Source organism: Solibacillus sp. CAU 1738, from assembly GCF_039888725.1.
Lineage (GTDB): Bacteria > Bacillota > Bacilli > Bacillales_A > Planococcaceae > Metasolibacillus.
Genome location: NZ_JBDQQN010000002.1, coordinates 44974 through 60814 on the forward strand (window position 1 = coordinate 44974; position 15841 = coordinate 60814).

At 34.6% G+C, this 15841-nt stretch carries 17 protein-coding genes and 1 pseudogene; 8 read left to right on the top strand and 10 right to left on the bottom strand.

Translation table 11 applies throughout. The features are described from left to right. Nucleotides 1–8 precede the first annotated feature (8 nt). The 4 genes from AAFN87_RS05295 to AAFN87_RS05310 all read left to right on the top strand — a co-directional run bounded on the left by AAFN87_RS05295 (nt 9) and on the right by AAFN87_RS05310 (nt 4900). The gene (locus AAFN87_RS05295; protein ID WP_347790009.1) at nt 9–992 is read left to right on the top strand and encodes a YecA family protein; all 984 of its coding nucleotides are present in this window, start codon (nt 9–11) and stop codon (nt 990–992) included. A gap of 228 nt (nt 993–1220) precedes the next feature. Next, complete coding sequence (locus AAFN87_RS05300) at nt 1221–2678, top strand: spore germination protein (protein WP_347790010.1); 1458 nt, start codon at nt 1221–1223, stop codon at nt 2676–2678. A 30-nt stretch (nt 2679–2708) separates the two neighbouring features. Further along, entirely contained in the window at nt 2709–3788 is a 1080-nt protein-coding gene (locus AAFN87_RS05305; protein WP_347790011.1) for a GerAB/ArcD/ProY family transporter, read from the top strand. Beyond that, on the top strand, nt 3785–4900 hold the full coding sequence (locus AAFN87_RS05310) for a Ger(x)C family spore germination protein (RefSeq protein ID WP_347790012.1): 1116 nt from the start codon (nt 3785–3787) through the stop codon (nt 4898–4900). Before AAFN87_RS05305 ends, AAFN87_RS05310 begins: the two co-directional genes overlap by 4 nt. A 345-nt stretch (nt 4901–5245) precedes the next feature. On the opposite strand, the gene AAFN87_RS05315 is transcribed toward AAFN87_RS05310, so the two are convergent. Further along, nucleotides 5246–5437: a zinc-finger domain-containing protein gene (locus AAFN87_RS05315; RefSeq protein WP_347790013.1), complete on the bottom strand. Its 192-nt coding sequence runs from the start codon at nt 5435–5437 to the stop codon at nt 5246–5248. 121 nt (nt 5438–5558) lie between these two features. Between AAFN87_RS05315 and AAFN87_RS05320 the strand changes: the two genes are divergently transcribed. Further along, nucleotides 5559–5945 carry a ribonuclease HI family protein gene (locus AAFN87_RS05320; RefSeq protein ID WP_347790014.1) on the top strand — a complete coding sequence of 129 codons (387 nt, stop codon included), beginning with the start codon at nt 5559–5561 and terminating at the stop codon, nt 5943–5945. Nucleotides 5946–5977: 32 nt separating this feature from the next. On the opposite strand, the gene AAFN87_RS05325 is transcribed toward AAFN87_RS05320, so the two are convergent. The 4 genes from AAFN87_RS05325 to AAFN87_RS05340 all read right to left on the bottom strand — a co-directional run bounded on the left by AAFN87_RS05325 (nt 5978) and on the right by AAFN87_RS05340 (nt 9670). Beyond that, nucleotides 5978–7144, bottom strand: a complete 1167-nt coding sequence (locus AAFN87_RS05325; protein ID WP_347790015.1) for an MFS transporter — start codon at nt 7142–7144, stop codon at nt 5978–5980. Between the two features lie 4 nt (nt 7145–7148). Further along, nucleotides 7149–7547: a MarR family winged helix-turn-helix transcriptional regulator gene (locus AAFN87_RS05330; RefSeq protein WP_347790016.1), complete on the bottom strand. Its 399-nt coding sequence runs from the start codon at nt 7545–7547 to the stop codon at nt 7149–7151. A 119-nt stretch (nt 7548–7666) separates the two neighbouring features. Continuing rightward, nucleotides 7667–8506: a type II pantothenate kinase gene (coaW, locus tag AAFN87_RS05335; protein ID WP_347790017.1), complete on the bottom strand. Its 840-nt coding sequence runs from the start codon at nt 8504–8506 to the stop codon at nt 7667–7669. 102 nt (nt 8507–8608) lie between these two features. Beyond that, nucleotides 8609–9670 (bottom strand): 3'-5' exonuclease, encoded by a 1062-nt coding sequence (locus AAFN87_RS05340; RefSeq protein WP_347790018.1) that lies wholly within the window; start codon nt 9668–9670, stop codon nt 8609–8611. A gap of 276 nt (nt 9671–9946) precedes the next feature. On the opposite strand from AAFN87_RS05340, the gene AAFN87_RS05345 reads away from it, so the two are divergent. Then, nucleotides 9947–10765, top strand: coding sequence for a squalene/phytoene synthase family protein (locus tag AAFN87_RS05345; RefSeq protein ID WP_347790019.1), 819 nt, complete (start codon nt 9947–9949; stop codon nt 10763–10765). Between the two features lie 33 nt (nt 10766–10798). Here the strand turns inward: AAFN87_RS05345 and AAFN87_RS05350 are convergent, their stop codons facing one another. Further along, on the bottom strand, nt 10799–11401 hold the full coding sequence (locus AAFN87_RS05350) for an FMN-binding negative transcriptional regulator (protein ID WP_347790020.1): 603 nt from the start codon (nt 11399–11401) through the stop codon (nt 10799–10801). 190 nt (nt 11402–11591) lie between these two features. Here AAFN87_RS05350 and AAFN87_RS05355 point away from each other — a divergent pair, with 190 nt between their 5' ends. Together AAFN87_RS05355 and lepB are read left to right on the top strand one after the other, a co-directional pair. Next, nucleotides 11592–12140, top strand: coding sequence for a sigma-70 family RNA polymerase sigma factor (locus AAFN87_RS05355; RefSeq protein ID WP_347790021.1), 549 nt, complete (start codon nt 11592–11594; stop codon nt 12138–12140). Then, on the top strand, nt 12133–12924 hold the full coding sequence (lepB, locus tag AAFN87_RS05360) for a signal peptidase I (protein ID WP_347790022.1): 792 nt from the start codon (nt 12133–12135) through the stop codon (nt 12922–12924). Before AAFN87_RS05355 ends, lepB begins: the two co-directional genes overlap by 8 nt. A gap of 315 nt (nt 12925–13239) precedes the next feature. Here the strand turns inward: lepB and AAFN87_RS05365 are convergent, their stop codons facing one another. The 4 genes and pseudogenes from AAFN87_RS05365 to AAFN87_RS05380 form a co-directional block, all read right to left on the bottom strand. Then, a complete protein-coding gene (locus AAFN87_RS05365) occupies nt 13240–13836 on the bottom strand; it encodes a DedA family protein (protein ID WP_347790023.1) in 597 nt (198 codons plus the stop codon). A gap of 403 nt (nt 13837–14239) precedes the next feature. After that, nucleotides 14240–14734, bottom strand: a complete 495-nt coding sequence (locus tag AAFN87_RS05370; protein ID WP_347790024.1) for a GNAT family N-acetyltransferase — start codon at nt 14732–14734, stop codon at nt 14240–14242. A gap of 59 nt (nt 14735–14793) precedes the next feature. Further along, nucleotides 14794–15120, bottom strand: a complete 327-nt coding sequence (locus tag AAFN87_RS05375) for an NUDIX hydrolase (protein ID WP_347790025.1) — start codon at nt 15118–15120, stop codon at nt 14794–14796. A gap of 402 nt (nt 15121–15522) precedes the next feature. Continuing rightward, a pseudogene (locus AAFN87_RS05380) lies at nt 15523–15828 on the bottom strand (PhzF family phenazine biosynthesis protein); the annotation flags it as partial. Between the last annotated feature and the right edge of the window lie 13 nt (nt 15829–15841).

The window sequence follows — 15841 nt, forward strand, 5'->3', positions numbered from 1 at the left end:
GTGTTTATATGATAGGACGTAATGACCAATGCCCATGTGGTAGCGGAAAAAAATATAAAAAATGCTGTGAAGGGAAAACGCAAACAACTGTCACATCTGTTTTCAACGAAGAAATCGAAGCAGTATTACAAAACTTTTATGGGGCTTACCCAGAACGCAAAGATATCCGCGAATATATCGAAATTGTTCAAGATTGGAAGCCAAAACTACAAACTCATTTACAGGGCGAATTAATAGAAGCAGTTGCTTTAGATGAATTTTTCTTCCACGTACGTCCTGATATTTGGACAGGCTATTTAAAACGTACTATAAAAAAAATGGTGCGCCCTACTACAATCGAGTTATTATCAAATTGGATGCAACCTGAAATGTTCATCGGGAGAGTAGACGCTGTAGAGGAACGTCATTTCAAAGCAACACATACTTTAACGAAAGAAAGCTATATGATTCGTCGTGAAAACAATAAACCGATTCCAGAAGGTATGCACGTATTTGCCTTCCTTCTACCAGACGGCTCAGGACAAGCTATGCATATGCTAGCTGTTTCGACACTAATTTTCTTCCCTGCTGAGCATGCAAAAGTATTTGATACATTTGCTAAAGGGTATAATAATGAGCAATCAGTGAGTGAATTCCTAAAACTAAATCATTTAAATTTCTGGATGCAGTTAGTTGATGGTGGATACGCGGGAGAAGAATTCACATCATTTGAAACAGACGTCCTAGAACAAGCAAAGAACTTTTTACAAGAACGCGGTCGTGACTCTGAGAAACTAGTAATTGTTTTAGAAGATTACTTAGTAGAACAACAACCAACAGCACGTAAAGCAGCGGCAATCGCAGCTGGTGCCATTCGCTTCGGTCAAGAACGTGAATTGTTCGAAGGGAAAGCATTTACTGTAAAGGAAATCGCAGAAGGCTTTGGCGTATCTGCATCTTCTTTAAATAAATACTACCAAGATTTACTTGCTTATCAAGCAGTAACTGCCTAAATTAAATCTATCGATAGTCGTCTCAACTTGTTGAGGCGGCTTTTTTCTTTAAGCAAATAATACTCTATATTATCTTTAAGAGATAGAAATCGTAGCAAGATTGCGAAAAAAGGAACGTTTGTAATTCGGTCCAGTACATATTTTAAAAAAGAACCGAAATTTTAATACATAATTTTTCAAAAAATGGACAATCTAACGTTATCTATATATAGAAAGGCGTGTGGTACTTTGAAATATAAGTTGGTACGTACCACGAAAGTTAATAAGCAGTATAAAAAGGCTCCTACGGCGGAGGATATTTTAGCTGATGAAACGGTAAAAGCTTTAAAGGAGATTACAAACGATATTCAAGACATAGTTTTCAAAGAAATCCCGACAAGCGAAGGTATTGTCACGATTATTCATTCCAGTTCACTTGTGGAGAAGCAAACATTAGAAAAATCAATATTAATTCCTTTATGTGATTATATCCATCAGATTCATCAATTAGCTACACCCGTTGATCTCAAGGATTTTAAAGGTATTATAGAAAAGCTTGTTGGTGGTCATACGCTGATGTATTTTCAGCAAACACATCAATTATTATCTATGGACACTTATAGCGCACCTACACGCGCAATAACGGATACAGCTACAGAGTCAACTGTTATCGGACCACAAGATGCATTTACAGAATCACTACAAACCAATATTTCTTTAGTGAGAAGACGTATTCGAAATCCGATGTTAAAAAACGAAGATCGTATTTTAGGAACAGAATCCAATTTTAAAATTTCCATTCTGTACATCGATGATCTCGTAAATAAAGAAAATTTAAATAAGTTAAGACAACGAATAGATAAGGTTCATTATCCGATATTTACGGATATCTCAATGTTAATGCAAGCAATTGAAGACAATCCTTTGTCCCCTTTCCCACAGTATTACATGAGTGTTCGGCCAGATACTATTAGTCAGTATCTACTTGATGGAAGAATTATTATTTTCATGGACAATAGCCAAGCAGCAATCGTATGTCCTACATCATTTTTCGAAATGTTTACTTCTATTGAAGATTATTATAACCGGTGGACAATGGCGTCCCTACTACGGATGCTTCGTTTTTTCGGCTTTTTCTTGACAATTTTAATAACTCCTACTTATATATCTGCTTTAACATTTCATCCAGAAATACTTCCTTATGAACTGTTATTAAATATACAAGAATCGAGAAGTAAGGTTCCTTTTCCACCAATTTTCGAAGTATTGTTCATCGAGTTAATTATCGAAGTGCTAAGGGAAGCTGGTTCTCGATTGCCTACGAAAGTTGGGCAAACGATTGGTATCGTAGGTGGTATTGTCATTGGTACCGCAGCGGTTGAAGCAGGACTAGTTAGTAATATTTTAATTGTGTTAGTTGCAGTTTCAGCATTACTCTCTTTCCTACCGCCACTTTTTTTAATGAGTAATACAAGTCGCTTCGTTCGGTATATTTTTATTCTTGCTGCCGGATTTTTTGGGTTGTTTGGTCAAATGTTAGCATTAGCTTGGTTATTCGCCCATTTATTACGTATAAAATCTTTAGGAACACCATATATGACTCCTTTTATTCCTCGGAAGGCCACAGATCTGTTGGACAGTGTTATCAGATTTCCAATAGCTTTTACAAAAGGTCGAAAAGGGATTTCAAGAGCTCAGAAAAAGTAAAAAGCTTTAAGGAAGTTGGGGTAGTTTAATTTGAGTACACAAACAAAAAAAATATTGAATGGCTATCATGTTGTTTTTTTGGTTCAAAGTGCAATGTTAGGCACCGCAATACTCACGCTACCTCGAGAACTTAGTGCAGTAGGTTATAGCCAAACAGTTTTCCCTCTTCTCTTTGGGGTGATTGCCAGTTTAACATTATGGCCGATGATTTGGCTTAACAGGAAATATCCTAATGAAAATTTATTCCGTATCAATGAACTATTACTAGGTAAAGTGTTAGGAAAGATAATCAATGTGTTGATTATTCTTCAAATCACTGTTTTTATTGCAGGAACAATTACTTATTACATGGATCTTATCCATAGTACAACTCTACCGGAGCAAACGAATACTTTTCCTCTTATTCTTTTGCTCCTATTACTTCTTTACATCGTAAGTGGAGGGATAAAATCCATTGCAAGATTTTGTATTCTATCGTTCTTCCTAACATCCGGTATTTATTATTTTTCGCATTGGGCATTTCAAAAAGGCATCGTGAGTCACATTTTTCCATTATTTAATTTTAATAGCCATGAACTTTTTGATGCTATGAAAAGAGGCTACTTAGCTGTCGTAGGATACGAATTAATCATGTTTTATTTTCCTTATATTAAAGAACAAAATAAGGCTTTTAAACATGCATTGATAGGCATTTGGATCAGTATCAGTCTTTGCTTTATTACCGTATTTATTAGCGTAATATATTATTCTGAATGGCAGTTAAAAAATATAAAGTTTTCGGTATTAAATTTGTTAAAAGCTGGGGAACTTTCTTTTATCGAAAGAATCGATGTGTTTGCGATGACATTATGGGTCTTTCTAGTTATATCTACTTTAGCGGTGTATTTATGGAGCGCGAAAAAAGGCATGGAATCTATTTCCGATAAAAAAAAGAAATATTATTTATATATTCTCGCAATTGTTATCTTCCTTGTTATAAAACTGCCATTTACTCGTGACTTCCATGAAAAATTATATAAAGTAAATGATTATTTAGTTTATGTGTTAATCGTTTGGCCTATATTTTTATGTATCATATATTTACTCAGAAAAAAGCAGGTGCAATCTTGAGCAGAAAATTTCTATTCATCGCTACTATATTTGCTGCTATTTTTTTAGTAGGCTGTTCATCAAAAGAGCAAAGAGTACCTTTAGAAGATGTTGGTATGGTTGGCATCGTGGCATTTGATTATATTGATGAAAATACTATGCAGTTAAGTATCGCAATTCCACAATATTCTTCTCATGCACAGAAAAATACTGAAGTTTTTAGTGTTACTACTGAATTAGCTTCTAAAGGCATTATTGATATTGAGGCACTTTCAGATAAAAAAATTACATTCAGCCAATTACGTGTCGTTCTTATCGATGAGAAATTTGCCCGTATAGGAGATTTACAACGAACAATTCGGCATTTATATAGAAACCCTGCGGCTGCAGATAAAGTACTAATTGCAATCGTTAAAGGAGTGTCCGCAAAGGAACTGATAGAGGCAGATTATCCCGATAAACCTAATATTAATTTTTATTTGAATGATATATTAAAACCAACCATCAATACTGCATTTAATCCAAATACGAATATTCACGATTTTGTATATACCGGTACAAATCCAGTAATTGATCCCATTATACCTGTAATAGAAAGAAAAGATCAAAAAATAGAAATTTCAAGCGTAGCGCTATTTAAAAATAATAAAATGCTTGAAACTATCTCAGCTGAAGATGCATACATCATTCAAAATCTTCAAAAGAAACATAAAATTGCACCTCTATCAATTACGTTAAATCAAGGCGATGGCACAGAAAGATTGGTGTTTAATATCGTTAAAAGTAAGGTGAATATTAAGAGCAATAAAAATATAGACTCCCCAAAGCTAACAATTTCATTAGTTATTAATGGAGCACTTATTGAGTATAAAGGGAAAAGGAACTCTAGCCTATATACTTCAGAAGGCTTATCAAAAATAGAAAATGATATCGATAAGCAAATAAAGAATAATATCGATCAATTTTTAGACAAGCTAAAGGAATATCAAGTGGATCCCATTGGTTTAAGTGAATATTTCCGAATGTACTACAATGGAAAATGGACTAAAGAGATGACGGAAGATATTACCAGTAAATTACAAATAGATGTGCAAGTAAAAACCTCCATTATTAGTACAGGTACATTAGATTAAAGAGAAAATGCTGTCCTAAAAGTAAAAATAGTAAGCTGAGAGTACTTTTAGTTTCTTTATTTACAGGTAAAAGTCCTCGCAAAGTTAACCGATACTTTGCTTACTGCTATTCCTAAGTCTACAGAGCGATATAAAAAACGCGCAAACAATATCGGAAACCCGATGTTGTTTACGCGTTATAGCAGAGACTTAATGTAACTGCAGGAAATTTTTCAACGGTAACCACTCCGTTGATAGTAATTATTGGTATTTATTTGATGCGTACCAAGCAACAAACACTTACCAATAAAAGAAATACAAATACAGAATATCAAAAAAACATCATTTTTTCAACTACTCTGCAACTTATTTTTCATATATTTTCATCAATTCCTGGCCTAAAAATTGAAGCTGCTCCCCTACTGTACATGATTCAATACAAAATTTATGAGCACCAGGTTTACCTCGCTTTTGTCTTAGGTCACGTATAATTAGACAGTCAGTACAATATGTGTCTGTGATCTCGTCAATTTCCTTCATAACGGAAACTTTATCCATTTACGCTTCCCCCTTTTAAAAATTACATTTTTCTATTGTACTACTGACTATTTTCTTTTGTCCATCTACATACCGCATTCTGATATAATGTAGGTAATGACACAAAACCCAGAGGTAAATAATGTTAGAAATTTATATTGATGGTGCCAGTGCAGGCAATCCGGGTCCGAGTGGTATTGGCATTTTTATAAAAGGCGAAGGCCACCATATTAAAATTAGTGAATATATTGGCGAAACAAACAATCATATTGCCGAATTTACAGCGCTTATCCGCGGACTAGAAGAAGCAAAAAAATTACATGCAACGCTCATATCCATGCGCTCTGATTCAAAAATTGTCGTTGCTTCTATAGACAAATCATACGTAAAAAACGAAGAATTCAAACCTTTTTTAGAGCGTGCTATATCCTTAATTAATGAATTTGATTTGTTCTTTATTAAATGGATACCCGAAAAAGAAAACCGCGCTGCCGATGCGCTTGCACGTGAAGCGATTCAAAAAAAGTAGATGTATGAGCAGCACGCCCGTACATCTACTTTTTATTTTCTTTTCACAAACGTCAATATATATAGGAAAAATACAACAAGTAATACTATGCCCGCAATCATGTAAACTGACGCATAATCTAATTGTACCGCAACAACACCTAAAATATACGAACCAACAGCAATGCCTAAATCAAATAAAGTAAAATACGTTGCTGTTGCATATCCGCTCCGCTGATGGACTGTAGATTGAACAGCAAGTGATTGAAAACTCGTAGTCAATGTTCCATAACCAATTCCAATAAATATAGCCGCAACTAAAAAGAAAAATGCCCCACTTGTCATTGATAAAATAAATAGACCGATTGCAAATAAGATAAAAGCGGGCAAAATAACATATTTCGGTCCTTTATGGTCATAAATTTTCCCTGTAAATGGGCGTGTAATAAGCATCGCAGCTGCAAATACTGCATAGAAGTAGCTTGCAACAGCAAGTAAATTTTGCTGCTCGGCATAAATCGAAATAAAAGATAATACACTCGCATAAGCAAAGGCCACTAAACATGCTAAAAATGCAATTGGCAAAGCTTTTCGTTCAAATAAATCATCAAATGTAAATTTAAACGACCGATCTACATTTTCTGATTTTGGTAAGTCATCGGTTTTAATTGTTAATGCGATACAGCTTCCAAGGAAGACAATTATACTTAGCACAATAAATAACGTATTATAGTCGAAATGTTGAATTATTAATAAACCAACAAATGGTCCGATAACTACCGCTAAGTTCGTTGACATTGTAAAGTAACCAAGTCCAGCCCCTTTACGATTAGCAGGTACAATGTCCGCTGCAAGAGAGCCGGCTGCCGTAGTTAGAATACTAAACCAAATTCCTTGAAAAAAACGTAGTGCTAGTAGTAACATAAACGGTTTAACAAATAAATAAAGAATCGTACTAATAAAATATAATAAAACGCCAATAACAAGCATTCGCTTTTTCCCATACATATCAAGTAGCTTTCCACTAAATGGTCGTACTAATATTGCAGAAATTAAAAAAACTGTTACGAGTAAGCCAGCATCCTCATCAGTGCGACCAAGTGCACCAATGGCATAAAGCGGCAATGTCGTAACAAGTCCATAAAATACAAAGAAAACAGCCATATTTGTAAAAAACAAACTAATGAACCGCTTCGTAAAAATTTGATTTTGTGTTTCCATTTAATCAACCCTTCATCTTTTGCAATAAGGCGATTAATTGTTGTTGCTCAGATTCATTTAATCCTTTTACCATTTCTTCTTCAAATTGAATAATGGATGATTCAATCACAGGGAATGCAGTGAGTGCTTTAGTTGTTAAATCAACAATTTTCTCTCGTTTGTCAAATCCAGTCTCTCGTTTTACCCATCCTAATTGTTCCAGCCTTGCTACTGTACGCGTAACAGTAGGCGCCTCGACATTTAAATATTTCCAAATTGCTGTTAATGTCATCGGTCCTTGCTCATGTAACACAAAAAGAATTGTCCATTGTGCATGAAATAAATCATATTCCTTTAACACATCATTTAATTTATTGATTAGCACACGTTGTTGTTGAAAAAGCATATGAAATAGTGGATTCATCTAAGCACCTCCAATTATTTACCTAGCTAAATAAATTACTTTTTTATATTACGCCTATGATTTCAATTTGTAAACAGGAAAAAAGCTAGTAAACCGATATATTTCGGTTTACTAGCTTTTTATTCATGCTTATTATATTTAGATATATTGAGGAGTGCACCAACCGCTCCAGAAAATCCACAATCCTGTAAAAATATTGGTGTACGTTTCTTTAAAATCGTATAATTAGCTATTACTTTTTTCAAATGCTCGTTATTTGTTAATGTAGATCCGATATAGACAATATTTTGCGCTTTTTTCTCTTCTGCAATTTGTATACTAAGCGTTGTAATGACTTCACCTACAAGCCCTTGTATAGTTGCTAAAATATCCTCTTTATTGTGATTAACATGTTCAGTAATTCCGACTTTGCCAAAATTACTCGCTGTTAAATCACCAGAGATGGGTGTTTCCATACCTTGGTATATGTCTTTCACAAGAAGGTCAATTTCAGCGCGGTTTCCTTTTGCAGCAAGCGTTCTTATTTCATTAAAATCACCAATGCCCGTCATAAGTGCAGATAAACCGATTAATGTACCACCACCGATGCCTGTTCCAACAATTCGCACATGGTCATTATTAAACATATGGTGAATCGACGTGCCCGTTCCGATATTAGTAATAATACAACTATCGATATAATGTCCATCTTTTTCCAGTAAGTAGCGCACACCTTTTAAGGTTGCCTCAAACTCTACTATATATTCAATCGACTTCATCGTTTTTAATACATCACGTAATTGCTCGGTACGCCCTCCTGTTAAACCAATTTCTTCAACTTGTGGATGACGCACTAACCATTCTTTTACTAACTCCATATCATTCGACGGAAAAAGCTCTAACTTTAACTCATTTTGCTCATCTAGATAAGCTAGCTTCGTTAAAGTTCCCCCCGTGTCAATTCCTATAACATTAGACATAAACGCTCTCCTTTATTTTCTCCCAATGTAAACTTTACTAGTCTTCAAATAATTGTGCAATAATTTCTATTAATTATTTTTTTGTAGCAACAAATACGTTCGCTACACCTTTAATATTTCTTGCGGCAATAAAGCGCGTTTAGAATACTCTTCTATTATTAAGCCTTCAAATTTCCGGAGTAATCGGCATATTTTTGCTTCATAAGCATGTACAGACTGTTCTCCAATATAAAACTTCGCCAATATTTCTTCATTATTTAATAGATTAGACAGTTGCATATTCTCTGTTTTCGGCATTGTACATCCATGTAAACGTAGTAAACGGGACATCGATCGTAAACCAGATCGTGTTAACACCACTTTTCCCTCAGCTTGTAAAATTATTTGCTGTAAAAACGCCTTCACCTTAATTGACGGCTGGATTGTCGTCAATTGAGTAACGTATGTTTCCCCTTCTTTATTCATACGTTCCTCTTCATGTACAGTAAAGGGGAGCAGCTCGCGATATGTTTCAATATGCTGCACCTCAATATGATCGTTCTCCACAGTGCAATTAAGGTATGTAACTGCGACATCAAAATCAGTTTCCTGTTGCTTAAATTGTGTGAATAGAATAATCATATTACGTGTTTGCTGACATTCAATAACGGACTCTCCGTTTGTCACTTCAAAAATTTTCAACAAGCTTTCCGCATCTGCTAGTGCACGATGCTGTGTTTCTACTTCTAATCCGAGCGTCGTCATTAAACCACCGAGGCTTGGTTGCTCCTTTAAGCCATGTACAATCATGTACTTCTGTTGGTAATCAACTAAAGGAAATAAGAAATCACTATTCATATAATTACGCGCTAGCTCTTCTTCAAACACTTTACGGTCAAACTCTCCAAATGTAAGGAGTATATAATCTCCTTTACACCAGCGCTTAAACTTATATATCGCCTCTTTAAATGAAGGTGCGTCCAGTAATTGTTCTGTTGTAATACCTGTCAGCTTTTGAATATGGGCGTTTAATTTTTTAAATTTATAAGGCTTTATAAGCTGTGTAAATGTTTCCTTCGTCCCATCAGGCAACCATTTTACTGCTCCTACTTCAATAATGTGTTGCCGTCCACGAATTAAAGCCGCTTCCACATCCACACATATATATGTTTTTTTGCGTTCCAATATTTCCACCTACCACTTTCACGTAAACCAAATTGTGAAATTATAATACTATTTATTTTAAATGAAATCTGATAAATTAACAGTATTGATTTCTACGAGTTACTATAGCTTTTCTATTGCTAGCGAAAATTCACTTAATCTAGTAATAATTCGCCCCAAATATTTTTCCTGTTTATATATTATTTTACAAATTCGTCATTTTAACAGTTTGTATTTTATCTTTTTCACTTTTTGAGTTACGATAGTACGTGTATATATACGACTGGAGGAGTCAACATGACGAATAAAGAGCTGCAAAAAGATGCCATGCGCGTCTTAAAAGAAACGAGCCGCACTTTTTATATTCCTATAACATTTTTACAAAAAGAATTAAAAATGGCGGTAGCAACTGCTTACCTTGCTATGCGTGCCATTGATGAAATCGAAGACCATGAGGATGTAGATAATGATACGAAGCATAAATTACTACTATCTGTAAGTGAGCTATTGCAAAAGCCGTTTGATGAACAGGCTTACGCAGAACTTCTAGCACCTCAGCAAGAAAAATGGCCAGAAGTAACTGTTCGCCTAGGAGATTGGTTAAAGGCATGCCCAGAAAAAGCATTACCTATCGTAACTGCTTCTACTAGTGAGATGGCTATGGGTATGGGCAAATGGGCAAAAGCCGACTGGCAAATTCATAGTCGTGAAGAATTAGATGATTATACATACTATGTGGCAGGCCTTGTCGGTGTGATGCTGTCTGAATTGTGGTATGCGTTTGAAGGTATTGAAACTAACCGTGAGCTTGCGATTGGCTACGGACGCGGCTTACAAGCTGTAAATATTTTGCGAAACGAACAGGAAGACTTGGACGAGCGCGGTGTAAGCTTTGTTCCTGATGGATGGGGACGCGCTGAATTATTTGCTTATGCAGAGGAAAACTTAGCAAAAGCAGATGATTACATGAAAAGCATTAATAAGCGCACAATTTTATTGTTCTGTCGTCTCCCACTTGCACTTGCACATAAAACATTAAAAGCAATGCACGAAGGTCGCGAAAAAATGACTCGTGGGGAAGTCGAACAAACTGTCGAAGAAGTACAAGCCGATTAACTTGAAAAACCTGAAACCGAAAAATTTCGGAATTCAGGTTTTTTCCTTCATGAGATTAGCAATTTGCTGTTCGTTTTGACCTGGATTTTTTTCCAAGGCATCAATTACTAACTCCCTGCGATTTTGTGGGTGATTTTGACTTAGTTTTGCCTTACCCTCAACATTCGTAATCTTTATTTTAAAGCCCTGTACAGCTTTGTTCATGTTGGTAATCATTTTCGGATCTACATTCGCTAGCTTGTATGTACTATTAGCTTTTTCATATTTCGAAATAAGCTTTTCATAAGAAGCTATTAACTCATCATCCTCGATAAACTCCACTTCTCCATATACGTGCACCGCTATATAATTCCAAGTCGGTACTGCTTGGTCCATTTCATACCAAGAAGGTGAAATATAGCAATGAGGTCCGTGAAAAACTGTTAATACTGTTTGTCCTTCCATATCCCTCCACTGCGGATTGGCCTTAGCAAAATGTCCAACTAAATAATCGTTCCCATCACTAAGAAGCAATGGTAAATGTGTAGCAGTTGGCATACCATTATGTGTAGAAAATAATGTTGCAAAGCCATTTTCATGAATAACTTTATACATATCTGTATGCTCTTTCATGTCAAATGCTGCTGGTCTATACATAGTAATCCCCTCCTATGAACATCTTTCCCCTGAACAAAAAAACTTGATTACTTTTAAATATTCATTTCATAATAAGGCTTCTTTTCCACGTTCTCAACAAATTTTTTGAACTATATTATACTAATTGTATAAATCTTGAAACTTTCCATCAGTTTCATTCGTTTTAAACAAAATGTTCGGAGGGGATGAGATGGATTTTACTTTTTCCACAACAACAACACCTCAAGTAAAAAAGATTGAATGGCTTGAACAGTTGATGGAAGATTACGGTGATTCGTTAACGAAGCTCGCGTATAGTTACGTTAAAGATATCGGAAGAGCACAGGAAATTGTACAAGACGTATTTTTCATATGTTATTCCCAATATGAGCAAGTGATTAAAATACAATTAGTAAAAGCTTGGCTCTACCGTGTTACGATTAATCGTAGTAAAGATGTTTTAAGAAGCAGCTGGCTAAAGCGCATATTGCTCAATAATGTTCTCCCTAATTATACGAAATCCAACCATCTCACAGAACAAGCTGTTTTACATTCTGAGCAACAACAACATTTATTAAGCTATGTTCTTAAGTTACCAATTAAATATCGCGAAGCACTTTTACTATTTTACTATGAAGATTTATCAATTATTGAAATAGCCGATCTACTGGATATCAATAAAAATACAGTGAAAACGCGTCTAAAAAGAGGACGTGCATTGCTTGAAAAACAATTGAAGGACGGTGATTTTCATGCATGAGCAATTAAAAACATTAAAAGACAATCGAGATATCGGCCCCTTACAGCAAGTGACATTTACAGAGCAAAACAAGAAAGCTGTACTTCGTAATGTACATCTTAAAAAGAAACGACGCTTTATTGTTCCTCAATTTGTGCTAGCTCTTTTTAGTGTCTTTGTTATAGCAGGTATCTACTTGCTTATGAATGATAACATCAACCAACAACGAGCAGTTGAAACAATAACTGATTCTATCACGTCTAGCGAAGTATTAACGGTTCCAATATCCGATAATTTATTTACAATTGAATGGCTAAGTGATGCGATGGATCGTGGAAATCACGATTTCGAAACTTCTGCTCATGATTTATTAGTTATTGACCCAACAATTCGTACTAATAAACGTGGGGATGTAATTTACTATCAAATGCCTGAGGAAATGCTACTGCAAAATCCTAATATACCAACACAATATTTAGGCAGGATTGTTGCTCTTCCAGGTGAATCAATCGAAATTATTAACGGGCAAGTTTGGATAGACGGAAAAATACTCAACACATTTTATGGAAAAGCAACGAAGCACGGTCTTGATGAAGAAGCATATTTTAACAAGGTTGACGAAAGCAATATTGTAAATGCAGAAGAAACACGAAAATACTTTTCAACTTCAGCCCCCCTAACGAATGTCAAAGAAGGTGAAGTATATATACTAGTCGATCAGTGGTGGAGAGGAACAGACAGTAGGCACTATGGCGCATTAGATACAAAGGAGATTATTGGCGTAGTACTTGGTTATGAACAATAATTGAGTAACGATAAAACAACTCTATGAAAATCATATACGAGCGGACTTATCTTCCATTTGTGAATTTTTAGAAAAATTAGTATATTTTTATACAAAACTCGTATTTTAAACTATGTTACTTTAAAATACGAGTTTTTCTATTTGCTAATACTAGTTACTGCAAAAAAAAATTTATTTTTCAATGAAGAGTACTAATTGTTCCTGTACACTTTGAAGGTGTTTCTTTTTTCGTAAATTAAATGGTATGTACAAATAGTTCTTCCTTGCAATAAGTTACTTAATATTGCAATGCTTATTATTTTCTTGTATTTACGTTCATTTAGATGCTTTTCTTTTTCTGAAAAAATAATAACCGACAATAATTAATATTAATAACAATAATACAATATAGAAGCTAAAGTCGGATAAATAAATACTAACATAACTCCATCTATCCCCTAATACTCTTCCTATTGTGATGAAAGTTAACGTCCATGCAAATGCCCCCGAGTAAGCATATATGGTGAATTTTTTTAAGGAGTATTTATTTATAGCTGCAATATATGCTGAAATGTGTCGTACTCCGGGAATGAAAAAGCCGATAAACAAAAAGGCAGGACCTATTTTATCGAATAATTTTTTAGTGGAATTAATTTTTTGTTCGGTAATGTAAATTTTAGGTCCATATTTTAGTAATAAAGGTAATCCGAAACGATAGCCTATATAATAGCTAAGAGTAACTCCGCCAATTGCCCCTACTACTGCACTTGCTAAAGCAGGAATATGAGCCAAGTGTTCACGATAAACACTATATCCTATATATGTCAAAAAAATCTCATCAGGGAGTGGTAAACCGAAAACTCCTCCGATTAATAAAATAATGATGCCTATATATCCGTAATTTTCAATAAGAGAATGCAAGTGATGTACCATTAAACAATCCCACCTAAAGCTAATTTTTTCTTACGGTTCTTATCTATATCTTAACTTAAAATAAGATACTTCGTTAGCTATTATTCTAAAAGTATAAAAAATTACAAAAAAACCCCTCTATAAATGTATCAATATAATGATGGCGATATTCTTTATGTATAGAAAATAGCAGCGATTCAATTATGCTTCTTTTTTGATTTATCGACAGAAAAAGAATCTGCTGGACTCTTAGGGGAAATGCGGATTGCACGCGAAAAGAGAGCAGATTCTTAAAGTATTTATATTAAATGTTCAATTGATTATCGCTATTAGGACGGTGGCGTAGTTTAAATATGAATTTGTGCAGCAAATTTATTAATTTTATAACTGGCAAAGAATAAACAACACTTTATATTAGCTTAGTTCAAATCAATTTCGCCATATAATATTCATCTACATATATTCCATCGATGAATAATGAATCTTTTTTTACACCTTCAATTTCGTAGCCCATTTTTTTATATAGTCCTACAGCTACATCGTTATTTGAAATAACAGTTAACTCTAACCGGTGTAAACCTGCATCTTTTGCCCAGCAATGTAGATGTTCAAAAAGAGCTGTTCCGACTCCTTTTCCACGACTATCACTATGAACGCCGATAACAATATACGCTCTATGAGAAATTCTTCTCGCCTGATCTCCTCGGACAATCATATAACCATAAATTTTATTTTCCTCACTCGCTACAAACAGCGCCGATTTTTCAGCATTATTCAAATTCTCAATCATTCCCGCGCATTGTTCTACTGTTATTTGCCTTTCTCCTGGCTCAAATAACATAAAATTAGATTCCTCTGCATTTGTCATGACACGAACAATTTCACTTGCATCATGAATATTTGCTTTTCTAATTTCCATAATAAGGTCTTATCTCCTTTCAATTATATTTAAAGAAAATATAATGTTCCAAATTTATCTTATTGGAAAGAAATAAAAAATGGTTCTACTTTATTATTTAAGCAATGCAATAGCTCTTGTTTAAAATCTTCGTTATTTATTAATCGTATGGCATCATCAATATCAAAAAAACCAACCTCTAAGCTTTCCAAACCAGTTTGAATTTCTCCACTTATCGGAGCCCCTATCCACCACATATTACAAATGCCTTTTTCTACTTCTTGTGATACACCGCAGAATTTAACTATATCTATGTCGATTCCAGTTTCTTCTTTAACCTCTCTAATTACGGTTTCTTTAATTGTTTCATTAATTTCTACAAGTCCACCGGATAATTCTGAGGGCATTGAAAGAGTGTGTATATACAAATTTTCACAATAGAAATCCGCTTTCTAACTAAACAGGGATAAAAAATACTGTTGATTTATTTGTCAAGGCAATCGCGCTAGCGCACGAGACGCACAAGCCAGCTGTACTGTCTTATACGACTCGTTTTTGCGCTTCATGCAAGGCGCAATTGATAAAGTAGTTTCCTTCTGAATCAATTGTTATAGAGTTTCTATTAAAGTAGGAATAGTATTGCGGAATTTTCCATTTATTATAGAAAATTAAACACTATTACAAGCTATTCCATTTCAATCTCTATATCTTTTACATAAACTGCTGTACCTGATATTGATATATTTATTTGTGAAGAGTCACCTTGTAGATGTACAAAAACTTTGCCGTCTTTATTTATTTCATGACCTTGCTCTACAATTAAGGTAGTTGGTAAATTTAGTTTTTAATAACTGTTCACGATATAGGGCAAAAATTGTCCCCATTGTTGCATGACCACATAAATTCATTTCATGGCCAGGTGTAAAATATCGAATACGGAAATCTGCTACAGTTGAAGGCACTACAAACGCCGTTTCATTAAATCCAACGTTAGCCGCAATCGCTTGCATTTGCGATTCGTTATAATTTTCCCCATTTAATACAACACCTGCTGGATTCCCTTTACCAGGTACGACACTAAAAGCATCAATATGCTGAACACGTACTTTTGGCAAAATAAACAACTCC

Excerpts from the sequence above, each read along its gene's own strand:
- AAFN87_RS05355 (WP_347790021.1), top strand. The coding sequence starts at position 11,592 with ATGGATTTTACTTTTTCCACAACAACAACACCTCAAGTAAAAAAGATT.
- AAFN87_RS05350 (WP_347790020.1), bottom strand. The coding sequence starts at position 11,401 with ATGTATAGACCAGCAGCATTTGACATGAAAGAGCATACAGATATGTAT.
- AAFN87_RS05345 (WP_347790019.1), top strand. The coding sequence starts at position 9,947 with ATGACGAATAAAGAGCTGCAAAAAGATGCCATGCGCGTCTTAAAAGAA.
- AAFN87_RS05330 (WP_347790016.1), bottom strand. The coding sequence starts at position 7,547 with ATGAATCCACTATTTCATATGCTTTTTCAACAACAACGTGTGCTAATC.
- AAFN87_RS05370 (WP_347790024.1), bottom strand. The coding sequence starts at position 14,734 with ATGGAAATTAGAAAAGCAAATATTCATGATGCAAGTGAAATTGTTCGT.
- AAFN87_RS05325 (WP_347790015.1), bottom strand. The coding sequence starts at position 7,144 with ATGGAAACACAAAATCAAATTTTTACGAAGCGGTTCATTAGTTTGTTT.
- AAFN87_RS05365 (WP_347790023.1), bottom strand. The coding sequence starts at position 13,836 with ATGGTACATCACTTGCATTCTCTTATTGAAAATTACGGATATATAGGC.
- lepB (WP_347790022.1), top strand. The coding sequence starts at position 12,133 with ATGCATGAGCAATTAAAAACATTAAAAGACAATCGAGATATCGGCCCC.
- AAFN87_RS05375 (WP_347790025.1), bottom strand. The coding sequence starts at position 15,120 with ATGCCCTCAGAATTATCCGGTGGACTTGTAGAAATTAATGAAACAATT.
- coaW (WP_347790017.1), bottom strand. The coding sequence starts at position 8,506 with ATGTCTAATGTTATAGGAATTGACACGGGGGGAACTTTAACGAAGCTA.
- AAFN87_RS05320 (WP_347790014.1), top strand. The coding sequence starts at position 5,559 with ATGTTAGAAATTTATATTGATGGTGCCAGTGCAGGCAATCCGGGTCCG.
- AAFN87_RS05315 (WP_347790013.1), bottom strand. The coding sequence starts at position 5,437 with ATGGATAAAGTTTCCGTTATGAAGGAAATTGACGAGATCACAGACACA.
- AAFN87_RS05295 (WP_347790009.1), top strand. The coding sequence starts at position 9 with ATGATAGGACGTAATGACCAATGCCCATGTGGTAGCGGAAAAAAATAT.